Raw genomic sequence first — 12,371 nt, 5'->3', positions numbered from 1 at the left:
GATCCCGCTGGCTATCGTAGGTGTGGGGGTGAACCGTGTCGACAACCGAGAACGCGCAGGAACAAGGACGGACTGAGAGCGGGGAGGAGGAGAAACTAGCGGAATACACGCGCAACGGGGAGGCCAGAGGGCCGATGAAATGGCTCGACCGGTGGCGCTCCACCGCAGCCGGCCGACTGACCCTGAAGATCATCGTCGGCATCATCGGCGGCGCCATGGTGATCGGCGGCCTGATCATGGTCCCGTTCCCCGGCCCCGGCTGGCTGATCGTGTTCGGCGGCCTGGCCGTGCTCGCCACCGAGTTCCACTGGGCCAGCAACGTCCTGGACTTCGCCAAGCGCGTGGTCGGCGCGGCGACCGCCTGGCTGAAACGGCAGAACTGGTTTGTCCGCATCGTCGCGGGCACGCTCACCTTCCTGCTCGCCTTCGCCATCGTCTATCTCTCCCTGAAGCTCACCCTCAAGATCGACCTGATCCAGGAAGCGAAACTCCTGTTCAACCGGTGAGCTCGCTCAGCTCCCCGGCGGGCACCGCCGAGGCCGCCGCCAGGCGGCGCGTCGCCAGCGCCGCCAGCAGCGTCGCCCCGTCGGAGAGCACCCCGTCATCGAAGGCCGCCTCAGCCGAATGGTTCGCCGGAGCCCCCACCGGATCCTGCCCCGCCGGGCACGCCCCGAGCACCAGGAACGTCCCCGGCACCTCGTTCAGCACGAACGAGAAGTCCTCCGAGCCGGTCGCCGGCTGCGCCATCGCGACGTAGCGCTCCGCGCCCAGGACCTCCCGCACGGTCTCGGCCGCGAACTCCGCCTCCGCCTCGTCGTTGACCGTCACCGGGTAGTCGATGCCGAACGAGCACTCCGCCGTCAGGCCGTGCGCTTCGGCGATGCCGCGCGCGAGCCGTACGACGCCTTCCTTGACCTGGGCGCGGGTCTCGGCGGAGAAGGAGCGGATGGTGGCGTCGAAGCGGGCGTCGTCCGGGATGACGTTGTCCGCGGTGCCGCCGTGGAACTGCCCGACGGTCACCACCACCGGGTCGAAGACGTCAAAGCTCCTGGTCACGTACGTCTGGAGCTGGGAGACGATCTCGCAGCCGACCTGGATCGGGTCGAGCGCGCGATGCGGCGCGGAACCGTGGCCGCCGCGCCCGCGCACGGTCACCTGGAAGGTGTCGGCCGCCGCCAGGATCGGGCCGCCCTTGGTGAGGAACAGGCCGGTGGGGACGGCGGTGGCGAAGACGTGCATGCCGTACGCGGCGATGGGGTGGCAGCCGGACGATTGCAGCACGCCTTCCTCGATCATCAGTCTGGCGCCCTCGTAGCCTTCCTCGCCGGGCTGGAACATGAACACCACGTCCCCGGCGAGATTGTCCCTGCTCACGCTGAGCTGATGCGCCGCCCCGACCAGCATGGCCATGTGCAGATCGTGGCCACACGCGTGCATCCGCCCGTCGATCTTCGAGCGGTACGGCACCGTCGCGCGCTCCTGGATGGGCAGCGCGTCCATGTCGGCCCGCAGCAGGACGGTGGGACCCGGACGTCCCCCGCGCAGGACGGCGGTGACCGACGACAGCGCCTCACCGGTGGAGATCTCCAAGGGCAGTCCGTCCAGCGCCGCGAGTAGCTTCTCCTGAGTCCGGGGGAGGGTCAGGCCCAGCTCGGGTTCTTGATGAAGGGAGTGGCGGAGGCGTACCAGCTCGTCCTGAATGTTCATGCCTCATCGTGCGCGACTCGCGGGCGTCCCGGCAATGCGCCGCGCCATCCGGGGTCCCCACCTGCGATCCTAAGCCGCGGGGGGAATGATGATCGCGATTCTATTGGCCTCGCCGCAGGTCACCGTCGGCCTGGCCAACGGCGTCAACGAGATCGACCAGAGAACGACCTACGTCATCAAGGCCGTCAACCACGAGACCACGCCGCTGGCTGCCAATGTGCGGATCACGTTCCCGCCAGGACTCCGGAAGGTCGAGGCGGCGGGGGCGTCGGTGGGGGAGACGCACGCGTCCTGGCTGGTCACGATGCCGCCGGGGGAGAGCACCTACGAGGTGAGCGGCGTCATGCGCGGGGATCCGGGCTCAGCGGTGGCGGCGACCGCCTGCGTGTACGCGGGCGATCTGAGCAGGGCACTGGTCTGCTCAACCGACATCGACGAGATCCCGGATCCGCAGGTCACACCCGGGGCCGGGGTGCTGACCGCACTCGTGGTGCTGCTGGTGCTGACCAGCGCGGCGACCGCGAGCTACCTAATGACCCGATCTCGACGGTGCGTCGGAGTTCTCGTGCCATGACTCGTACCAGAACGGGCCGAGCGCACCCAGGATGTCGTCGAGCGGGTGGGTGGCTACGAACGGCCGCGCATTGTCGCGGACGGTGGCGTTGAGCCGACGGAGGCGTTCGCGCACGAGATCGAGGCTCGCTTCGCGATCCGCCGGTGTGGACGCCGTGACCGCTTCTCGCCACAGGCTGCGCCCTGCCAGGTAGCCTGACGCGCCCGCGGTCGCGGAGATTTCGACCTGGGTGACGAAGTCCTCGTAACCGACGCCCGCCGAGAGGATCAGCCATGGTGCGTCGGTGCGCGCATCGAGTTCCTCGCAGGCCCGCAGCGCGTCCTTCTCGGACCTCTCGTCCCCGAGGTAACCGGGGAACTCGACCTTCAGTACATCGGTACCCATGCGGTCGATCTCGATGGCCGACTCGATGATGCCCCTGACGCGGCCCGCCCTCCAGGCCGGATCCAGGACGTTCTCCTCGGGGAGAGGTGACCAGATCGGCTCCACGATGGAGACGAGGCCGTTGTCGTCACAGGCTTGAAGGAAGTTCTCCAGTACCCGGAGCTGGCTCGCCCGTACGTCCGGATTCCCGTCCGGTCGGTAGTACCAGAGAAGCTTGGCGGCGTCCGCGCCGGCAAGCCTGGCCTTGGCGGGTGACCAACCGGGGCGCAGGCGGGTGTGGCGTTCGGCGTGGCGTACCTCGTAGTCGTCGCCTTCGATGCTGGCCACCAGGCCGATCCCCGCCGGTACCGCGCCGCTCGCGGTGAGATGACCGATGCCGTACTCGGGATCGAGCAGGATCGCGGACGACTCCTCGGCGAGTACCCTCGCGATCCGTGCTTTCGCACACACAATCTGTGCGAAATCTGGTGTACCGCCCACGTCGGGCAGCAGCCGGCTGAAGTCTCCCAGGTGATCGATGGCGGACATGAGGAAATGCCCGTCCGCACTGATGAGGCTGGTCAGCCCGCGGATTTTGCCCGGATCCACGTTGTGTCTGGCCATCGGTTGCGACTCCCTTGGTCCGGGGCTAACTGATCGTTCGCACAGATTTGCTCGTGCACTTGACGGCTCTACATGCCGTACATCACAGTAAACGATGTTAAAACGGTGTTGCAATACACATTAAACGCACAAGGAGGCTGCTGTGCGGCTTCACTCGACCCAGGAGTACCCGGATCGATCACCTGACGCCCCGGTCGTCGAATGTCGCGACGTGCACAAGGCCTTCGGCCACGTCTCCGTCCTCAAGGGGGTGGACCTGACACTGCGGTCCGGCACCGTCACGGCGCTCGTCGGCGAGAACGGAGCGGGGAAGTCGACGCTCATGAAGATCATCGCGGGCCAGGAGGCGCCCAGCGCTGGCGAGATCCACGTATGCGGGAGGTCGCTCCGGGCGGCCAGCGTCCGAGAGGCACGCGAGGCGGGCATCGCTATCGTGCCCCAGGAACTCGCGCCGATCCCCGATATGACGATCTACGAGAACCTGTTCCTGGGCCGGGAGCTCAAGGGCGCGCTTGGCCTGCTCGACCGATCGGCCATGATCGCGGAGGCCGGGCGGCTGCTTCGCGAGTTCGAGCTGGTCGTGGACCCACGCCGCCCGATGCGGGAACTCAGCCTGGCCATGCAGCAGATCGTGGAGATCATTAAGAGCACCTCCACCGGATGCGACGTCCTGCTACTTGACGAGCCCACATCGGCCATCTCCGAGGTGGAGGTGGCACGGCTCTACCGAATCATCGACCGGCTGCGCGAGCGCGGGGTCGCGATGATCTACACCACGCACAAGATGGAGGAGATCCGCGCGGTGGCCGACCGGGTGGTCGTGCTGCGCGACGGGAACCTCATCGAGGACCGGCCAGGCGGCGAGATCACCGATGATCAGATCGTCACCGCGATGATCGGCCGCGATCTGGACGAGATCTTCCCGGAGATCCCGCCACCCCGTGACGAGGCGCCCCGGCTGCTGGTCACCGACGTCGAGGTGGAGGGGTTCGGCACACCGGTCAGCTTCTCGGTCCGCCCAGGAGAGATCGTGGCGCTCGCCGGGCTGGTAGGCGCGGGGCGTACCGAGCTGATCGAGACCATCATGGGGATCCGACGTCGCAGGCGCGGCTCGGTCACCGTGTCCGGGCGCGCTGTGCGCCGCAACGACCCCGCCGCCGCGATCGGCGCCCACATGGCGATCGTCCCCGAGGACCGGCAGGTCGCGGGCCTGGTGCCAAGTCTCAGCATCCTGGAGAACGGCATCCTGCCCCGGCTTTCGCGATTCTCCGTCGGCGGTTGGAAGCGCGTCACCCTGGCCAGATCGCGGGTGACGGACGTGATGAACGACATGCGTCTCCGCTCGGCCTCTCTGGACCAGCCCGTGGCCGCCCTGTCCGGTGGCAACCAGCAGAAGGTCGTCCTCGGACGATGGCTCACCGACCGGGTCGACGTCCTGCTGCTCGACGAACCGACGCGCGGTGTCGATGTGGGAGCGCGCAGCCAGATCTACCGCGTCATCGCGGATCTCGCCTCGTCCGGAATGGCGATCGTCATGGCCTCGTCAGACCTGCCCGAGGTGCTCGGGCTCGCGCACCGGGTGCTCGTCATGCGCCGGGGACGCATCGAGCGCGACATTTCGCTCGCGACGACCTCGGCCGCGGCAGCCCAGGAAGAGATCTTCTCCCACGCCGCCGGATTCCACGCTTCTCCCAGATAGGCCCCTTTCATGACGCAACTCATCGTCGCGGGAACGGACGTGACGGTCTCTAGGCGGCTGGCGATCGCGACCAAGGTCAAGAACGGCATGATCGCCAACAGCATGTCACTCGCCGTGCTCTGCGTGCTTGTCTACTTCTCCTTCGCGAGCCCCCACTTCGCCACCGCGGGAAACCTCGCAACGATCCTGGTGGCAGCCGCACCCTTCGCGCTGATCGCGTGCGGGCAGACCCTGGTGATCCTCACCGGCGGCATCGACCTGTCGGTGGGCAGCGTGATCGCGCTCGCGGCCATGTCCGGCGCGATCGTGGCCAAGGCCAATCCCGAGGCGCTGTGGCTGGGCATCGCGGTTGCCGTCGCGGCCGGCCTGGCCTGCGGCGCGGTCAACGGCATCCTGGTCGCCGGCCTGAACCTGCCCGCCTTCGTGGCGACGCTCGCCATGCTCACGACCGCCTCCGGGCTGGCGTACGTGGTGGGCGGCGGCGCACCGATCAACGGGATCCCCGCGGGGTTCGGCGCCTTCGCCAACACCACGCTGTTCGGGCTCGAACTGCCCGTCTGGCTCATGTTCCTCGTCCTCGCCGTCCTCGCCCTGCTCATGCGCCGAACCACCTACGGAACCCGGGTGTACGCGGTCGGCGGCAACATCACGGCGGCGCGCATCGCGGGCATCAAGGTACGCGGGGTGCTGTTCAGCGTCTACGCCGTGTCCGGCGCACTCGCCGGGCTCGCGGGCGGGCTGCTGTCCTCCCGGGTGGTCACCGCGGCCCCCACCCTGGGCGCCGGCTACGAGCTGGACGCGATCGCCGCCGTCGTCATCGGCGGGGCCAGCCTGATGGGGGGCCGCGGCACGATCTGGGGCACGCTGATCGGCCTGCTGCTCATCCAGACGCTGAACAACGGGCTGGACCTGCTCCTCGTCCCCTCGTACTGGCAAAGCGTCATCAAGGGCACGCTCATCGCGACCGCCGTGGCCGTGGATGTCTTCGTTACCCGCCGCAAGAGCTAGCCCTCGCACTTTCAACCCCCCAACCGGTAAAGGACGCCAGATGAGTACCTTCAGGAAACTGACCGCACTAGCCGCCACCAGCCTGGTCATGACGCTGGGCGCCTGCGGGCCCGACACCGCCGAAGGCGGCGAGCACCGGCTTCGGATTGGTGCCACGGTCTACTTCATGTCCCCCTTCATCACCCAGGGCAAGGAGGGGATGGAGGCGTACGCCAAGGCGCGTGACATCGATCTGCTGTGGAACTCCGCGGAACAGGACGTGAGCACCCAGGCCAGCCAGATCGACCAGATGATCAACCAGCATGTCGACGCGATCATCGTGGCGCCGGTCCAGGCCGACTCCCTCGGCCCTCAGCTCGCCCGCGCCAAGAAGGAGGGCATCCCGGTCATCGCGGTGAACGCGACGCTGAAGGACACCTCCAACATCACCACCTCGGTGCTGCCCGACGACGTCAAGGCGGGTGAGCAGGCGATGCAGATCATGGTCGACAAGCTCAACGGCAAGGGTCGCATCGCGATTCTCCAGGGCGCGCTCGGCTCGTCCTTCGAGATCGACCGGACCAAGGGCATGCACAACATCCTGGCGAAGAACCCGGACATCAAGGTCGTCGCCGAGGACGCGGCGGACTGGAAGCCCGAGGTGGCCGGCAACAAGGTGAAGACGTGGCTGCAGTCGGCCGGCGGGAAGATCGACGGAATCGTGGCCCAGAACGACGACATGGCGCTGGGCGCCGCCAAGGGTCTGGCCGAGGCCGGGCGCAAGGACATCTTCGTCGTGGGGATCGACGGCATCGAGGACGGCCTGAAGGCGGTCCAGAACGGCTCGATGCTCGGCACCAACCTGCAGCACGGCGTGGTGGAAATGGCGGCGGGGCTCGCCGTGGCGCGACTGGTCGCGACCGGCAAGCCGTACCAGAAGGCCTACACCTACAACATGCCGATCATCACCGAGGACAACGTGGACGCGGCCTACCAGAACGTGGTCACCGGCAAGGACGCATTCCTCGCCAAACTGCCCGGTCTTGTCGACGCCAACGTGGCGAGCGGCGACATCTCGGCGGGCAGCCTCAGCGACCAGGCCGGGTAACCGGCCTGCCCGTGTTCCCCTTCGACCCGACCCCAAGTCCAAGGATTCGCGTGTGAACTCCAGAGAACTGTCACTTCGATCCCAGTACGACCTCGTCGTGGTGGGGGGTGGCTGCAACGGGCTGGCGATCGCCTGGGACGCCGCGCTTCGCGGAGTACCGGTACTGCTCCTCGAGAAGCATGACTTCGGGTGGGCGACGTCGGCGTGGAACAGCCGCCTCATCCACGGAGGACTCAAGTACCTGGAGCGAGGGGACGTGGCCCTGGTCCGCGACTCGCTCAGGGAGCGCGAGTGGCTCCTCAGAGCCGCTCCGCACCTGATCGAGCCGCTGCGGTTCTGCCTCCCGCTCTACCGCGACGCCACCCATCGGCCGTGGCTGCTGCGGGCGGCGATGCTCGCCTACGACGTGCTGTCCTTCGACAAGTCGACCGCCTGGCACCGGCAGTACTCCACGGGATCCTTCGTCAGGCTGCTGCCATCGTTGAACCGGACCGGCCTGCGCGGCGGGGTGGCGTACTTCGAGGCTCAGGTGGCCGAGCCGGAGCGGTTGATGACCGAACTCGCCGCGGCGGCCCGTGCGGCCGGAGCGCATATCGTCAACCACGCCGAGGTCGACGGGGCCACCTGGTCGGGCGAGGGGATCACCGGCGTGCGTTTCACCGACACCACCAGTGGCCGGCGGTACGGCGTGACGACCAGACTGGTCGTGAACGCCGCCGGCCCGTGGGTCGACGATGTGCTGACAGCGATGCACAGCTCGAAACCCGTCCCCCTCATGGGCGGGACGAAAGGCACCCACCTGGTCGTCGGCCGATTCCCCGGAGCGCCTTCGGACGCCGTCTACTACGAGGCCAGATCGGACTCCAGGGCCCTGTTCGTGATCCCGTGGCGGGGGCGCTACCTGCTGGGGAGCACCGACGACCGTTTCTCCGGTGAGCCGGGCGCGGTGTCGCCGACGGCCGGCGAGATCGACTACATCCTGGCCGAGACCAACATACTCATCCCCGAGGCCCGGCTGGGCCGCGACGACGTGGTGTGGTGCTACGCGGGCGTCCGCCCGTTGCCCTACTCCGCGGACGGGCCGACAGGCGACATCACCCGGCGGCATATCGTCAAGACGCATGACGGACCGCTGCGGGGAGTCCTGTCGGTGATCGGCGGCAAGCTGACCACCTTCCGATCGGTCGGCGAGGACGTGGTCGACCGGGTGCTCAAGCTCCTCGACCGGAAGGTCACGCGCACGCCGACCCGCACGGCGCGGCTGCCCGGCGCCGAGCACCCGGACCGGAACGCCTGGATCGCCGGATACCTTGAAAGGTCCGCGCTGCCTCCCGAGGTGGCCGCAAGGCTCGTGGCCTCGTACGGGATCCGGGCGCAGGCCGTCGAGGACATCGCCGCACGAAACCCCCGGCTCGCTGAGGTGCTCCGGGGGACGAGGGCGACGACCGCAGCGGAGGTGGTGTTCGCCGTCGAGGAGTCACAGGCCGTCACGCTGGAGGACATCATCGCTCGGCGGATCATGACCGGACTCGACGACGACCTCGGCCTGGCCTCGCTGGCTGAGGTGGCCGAGGTCGTGACACGGTTCTGCGGCTGGGCCGTGGACCGGGTCGAAACAGACATGGCCCACTACCGTCACTACATCAAGAAGCTGCAGCCACGCTACTCGGGAACACCATGACCTATCTGCTGGGTATCGACGCCGGCTCCACGATCACCAAGGCCGTCATCTTCGACGTGGCGGGCCACGAGGTCACCTCCGCCTCGTGCCGCGTCCGCATCGCGACGCCGCGGCCGGCCTGGGTGGAGCGCGACACGCTTGAGGTCGTCGAGGCCGGCCTGAAGGCCGTGCGTGCGGTGGTCGACAACCTCCCAGGCTCCGACGCCGGCGGTTCGATCAGTGCCGTCGCCATCACCGGCCACGGAGACGGTGTCTACCTGACTGACGCGGCGGGGAAGCCCACCCGGCCTGGCATCCTCTCCCTCGACACCCGCGCCGCGGAGCTCGTCGAGGAGTGGGAACGCGCCGGGGTTCACGACGCCGCGCTGGAACTCACCGGCCAGCCGCCGTTCCCTGCGGCCGCCTCGGCGCTGCTCGCCTGGTTGCGGGAGCACGAGCCGGAGGTGCTCGCGCGCAGCAGCTTCGCCCTGTCCTGCAAGGACCTGCTCAAGCTCGCGTTCACCGGGGAGGCGACGACCGACCTCACCGACGCGAGCTGCTCATTCGTGAACGTGGCGACCCAGCGGTACGACGAGCGGGCGTTCGAGCTCTACGGACTGGGATCACTTCGGTCCCTGCTGCCCCCGATCGTCGGTTCGACGCGGATCGCTGGGCGGGTCACCGCCGAGGTGGCCGAATACACTGGGTTGCGGCAGGGGACCCCGGTGGTCTCGGGACTGCATGACGTGGACGCGTGCGCCATCGGCTCGGGTAGCGCGAAACCGGGCGCGATGACGCTGATCGCCGGGACCTACAACATCAACGAGGTGGTGGCCGACCAGCCGCACACCAGCCCGATGTGGTTGTGCCGCAGCTTCGTCGAGCCCGGACAGTGGATGAGCATGGCCGTGTCACCCACCTCCGCCAGCAACCTCGAATGGTTCGCCGACAACCTGAGCTCAGTGAGACTAGAAGACAACACGGACCCGTTCGCCGCTCTCAACGTCGAGGTCGCCAAGGATCTGCACAAGCCTCACGACCTGCTGTACCTGCCCTTCCTGTACGGCTCGCCGTTCGGTAAGGAGTCCTCGGGAGGCTTCGTCGGGCTGCGTGCGTGGCACTCCAGAGGACAGCTGGTTCGCGCGGTCATGGAGGGGATCGTGCATACCCACCGATGGCATGTGGAGCAACTCCGCCGGACGTATGAGCCGGAGTTGGTCACCATCACCGGAGGAGGCGGCCGGAGCGGCATCTGGTCGCAGATGTTCGCCGACGCGCTGGGCCGGCCGGTTTCGGTGCCGGAGAGCAACGAGACCGGTGCGCTCGGCGCGGCGCTGTGCGCGGGCGTGGGTGTAGGGGTGTTCTCGGATCTGGCCGAGGCCGTCGACCGCTGTGTGCGCTACCAGCGCAGGCACGAGCCGTCGGAGGCGGGCGCCGCCGTCATGGAACGCGGGTATCAGGCGTATCTCACGGCCGTGGACGCGCTTGGCCCGGTATGGCGGAGCCTGGCAGCGATAGGGTCGAACACGTGATGATCGCCAGCACGGGGCCTGCCCAGGGGACGGAGGAGATGGACGGACAGTCCGCCGAACCGGAAGGCGGTAACAAGCAGCGCCAGAGGTCGATTGCCCAGTATGTGATCGCGCACGGCAGCGTCGCGGTGGCCACTCTGGCCAAACGGTTCGATGTGAGCGCCATGACCATCCGGCGCGACCTCGTCGAGCTGGAGACCGTCGGCATCCTCCGCCGCAGCCACGGCAAGGCCACCGCGGTCTCGACAAGACTGTTCGAGTCGAGCACCGAGTACCGCCTCGACGAGAACCGTTTGGCCAAGCTCGCCCTCGGCCGGGCCGCGGCGACATTCATCCAGCCGGGCCAGGCTGTCTTCCTCGACGACTCGACCACAGGGATCTTCTTCGCGAACGAGATCAAGGGGATATCACCGCTCACCGTCATCACGAACTTCGACGCGGTCGCGCAAGCCCTGAAGCACGAGCCGGGGATCGCCCTGAACCTCGTCGGCGGGAAGTACCAGGAGTGGTGCGATGCCTATCAGGACGGCCAGACCGTCGAGACCATCCGGCGGATGCGCGCCGACGTCTTCGTCATGTCGACCGCGGCCGTGATCGACAACGCCTGCTTCCACCAGGCGGTGGAGACCGGGCTCATCAAGCAGGCGATGTTCGAGTCGTCTCGACAGCGCATCCTGTATGTCGATCACACCAAGTTCGAACGTCGTGCCTTGCACATGATGATGCCGCTGAGCGCCTTCGACGTTGTCATCGTCGACTCCGCCACTCCCACCGAGACGGTCGAGGGCATCCGCCACCTCGGCGTCGAGGTCGTGGTCGCCCCGGACGTGACCGCGTGATCTCCATTGTGGTGCTAGGAGCCGCTGCTGTGGGTGCCGGAAACCGCTTCGTGTACGGCGGTGGCCGCGCGTAGGCCTGATTCCAGGGCGCCTTCGATCCAGGCGTGCCAGAGCGAGCAGTGCTCGCCGGCGAAGTGGATCCGGCCTTCGGGCTTGAGGATGTCGTCGTGGAGGCCGGACTGCTGCTGGGGCTCGAACAGGGCGAACGCGCCGGCCGCCCAGGGGTCGTCGTACCAGCAGTGGCTGATGCCGAATTCGAAGGTGTCGTTGATTTCGGGGTGGACTTTGGCGACGTCTTCGAGGGCCTGCTGGATGCGGCGTTCGCGGGACATGGCGCCCCAGCGCAGGGCGTCCTGGCCCCAGGTGTAGCTGGCGAGAAGGACGGCGCGGTCCTCGTGGGGGTCGGAGAAGGAGGGGTAGCAGATGCGGCGGATCGGGAGGTCGGTGACGGTGGTGCCGCCGATGATTCCGTCGGTTCGTTCCCAGAAGCGGTGGCGGACCTGGAAGAGGATCTTGGTGGAGGCGTTGTAGTGGAGTTCGCGGATCGCGCGTTGTTTGCCTCGGGAGAAGGGCGGGGTGATCTCGATGTCGCGGAGCACCGAGAAGGGGATCGTGCAGATCGCGTAGTCGGCGGTGAGGGTGGTGTGGCCGGTGGTGGTGCGCACGTGCAGGCGCACGCCGTCGGTGTCCTGCTCGATCGCGTGGACTTCGTGGCCGAACCTGACCTGGTCCTTGATCTGCTGGTAGAACGCGGTCGGGAGCAGGTCGGAGCCGCCCGCGATCTCCTGCATGTCCTCGAAGGCGCGGCCGATGATCTCGCGGAACTGCTCGATGATGGCGGCGTTCAGGTTGGCCTCGCGGAAGCTCATGATCCCGTAGAGCTCGATGGCGCCTGGGGAGAAGCCGCGTTCGAGGAGGAACGCCCGGATTGAGTAGCGGTCGTATTCGGCGCAGAGCCGGTCCAGGGCGTTCTCGCCTTCCTGGGCGTACAGGTCGTGGATCTCGGCGGTGGCTTCTCGCCACAAATCCGTGTACGTACGGCCCTGCTCGTGGGGCGCCAGATCGAAATCGAGCAGATCGGGTTCGGCGTCGAGCCGGCCCATGGTGAGGCGTTTGCCCTGGATGTAGGCGAGCGTGTGAGGGTTGTCCATTACGAACGGGCGCAGGTCCAGGCCGAATCGGTGGCAGTACTCCAGGGTCAGGTCGTGCACCCGGGGGATGCGCATGGCGCCGGCTTCCGCGTACAGGCCGGGCGCGAACCCGCGCAGGGTGTGGACC

At 67.7% G+C, this 12,371-nt stretch carries 11 protein-coding genes; 8 read left to right on the top strand and 3 right to left on the bottom strand.

What is annotated here, in order from left to right; all coding sequences use genetic code 11:
* Window positions 1-35 precede the first annotated feature (35 nt).
* Window positions 36-506 (top strand): TIGR02611 family protein, encoded by a 471-nt coding sequence (locus Aple_RS44540; RefSeq protein ID WP_246265266.1) that lies wholly within the window; start codon window positions 36-38, stop codon window positions 504-506.
* Here Aple_RS44540 and Aple_RS44535 read toward each other — a convergent pair.
* On the bottom strand, window positions 496-1,707 hold the full coding sequence (locus tag Aple_RS44535; protein WP_155350834.1) for a M20 metallopeptidase family protein: 1,212 nt from the start codon (window positions 1,705-1,707) through the stop codon (window positions 496-498). The genes Aple_RS44540 and Aple_RS44535 overlap by 11 nt on opposite strands.
* Window positions 1,708-1,792: 85 nt before the next feature.
* On the opposite strand from Aple_RS44535, the gene Aple_RS44530 reads away from it, so the two are divergent.
* A complete protein-coding gene (locus tag Aple_RS44530) occupies window positions 1,793-2,281 on the top strand; it encodes a hypothetical protein (RefSeq protein ID WP_155350833.1) in 489 nt (162 codons plus the stop codon).
* Here the strand turns inward: Aple_RS44530 and Aple_RS44525 are convergent.
* Window positions 2,237-3,268 carry a tagatose 1,6-diphosphate aldolase gene (locus Aple_RS44525; RefSeq protein ID WP_155350832.1) on the bottom strand — a complete coding sequence of 344 codons (1,032 nt, stop codon included), beginning with the start codon at window positions 3,266-3,268 and terminating at the stop codon, window positions 2,237-2,239. The two genes, Aple_RS44530 and Aple_RS44525, sit on opposite strands and share 45 nt — an antisense overlap.
* A 142-nt stretch (window positions 3,269-3,410) precedes the next feature.
* On the opposite strand from Aple_RS44525, the gene Aple_RS44520 reads away from it, so the two are divergent.
* The 6 genes from Aple_RS44520 to Aple_RS44495 are packed head-to-tail and all read left to right on the top strand — an operon-like array spanning window position 3,411 to window position 11,093.
* The gene (locus Aple_RS44520) at window positions 3,411-4,967 is read left to right on the top strand and encodes a sugar ABC transporter ATP-binding protein (RefSeq protein WP_155350831.1); all 1,557 of its coding nucleotides are present in this window, start codon (window positions 3,411-3,413) and stop codon (window positions 4,965-4,967) included.
* A gap of 9 nt (window positions 4,968-4,976) precedes the next feature.
* Complete coding sequence (locus Aple_RS44515) at window positions 4,977-5,975, top strand: ABC transporter permease (protein ID WP_218038825.1); 999 nt, start codon at window positions 4,977-4,979, stop codon at window positions 5,973-5,975.
* Between the two features lie 40 nt (window positions 5,976-6,015).
* The gene (locus tag Aple_RS44510; RefSeq protein WP_155350830.1) at window positions 6,016-7,062 is read left to right on the top strand and encodes a substrate-binding domain-containing protein; all 1,047 of its coding nucleotides are present in this window, start codon (window positions 6,016-6,018) and stop codon (window positions 7,060-7,062) included.
* A gap of 52 nt (window positions 7,063-7,114) precedes the next feature.
* Window positions 7,115-8,743 (top strand): glycerol-3-phosphate dehydrogenase/oxidase, encoded by a 1,629-nt coding sequence (locus Aple_RS44505; RefSeq protein ID WP_170321977.1) that lies wholly within the window; start codon window positions 7,115-7,117, stop codon window positions 8,741-8,743.
* Window positions 8,740-10,254, top strand: a complete 1,515-nt coding sequence (locus Aple_RS44500; RefSeq protein WP_155350828.1) for an FGGY-family carbohydrate kinase — start codon at window positions 8,740-8,742, stop codon at window positions 10,252-10,254. The genes Aple_RS44505 and Aple_RS44500 overlap by 4 nt, the downstream gene beginning before the upstream one ends.
* A complete protein-coding gene (locus Aple_RS44495) occupies window positions 10,254-11,093 on the top strand; it encodes a DeoR/GlpR family DNA-binding transcription regulator (protein WP_246265271.1) in 840 nt (279 codons plus the stop codon). The genes Aple_RS44500 and Aple_RS44495 overlap by 1 nt, the downstream gene beginning before the upstream one ends.
* A gap of 14 nt (window positions 11,094-11,107) precedes the next feature.
* Here the strand turns inward: Aple_RS44495 and Aple_RS44490 are convergent.
* The coding region (locus Aple_RS44490; protein WP_155350827.1) for a flavin monoamine oxidase family protein at window positions 11,108-12,371 on the bottom strand (1,264 nt) is incomplete at its 5' end.

This window comes from Acrocarpospora pleiomorpha (assembly GCF_009687885.1).
GTDB classification, from domain to species: Bacteria; Actinomycetota; Actinomycetes; order Streptosporangiales; family Streptosporangiaceae; genus Acrocarpospora; species Acrocarpospora pleiomorpha.
The sequence above is the reverse complement of the archived record's forward strand: the minus strand, read 5'-3'. Positions and strand labels throughout refer to the sequence as shown.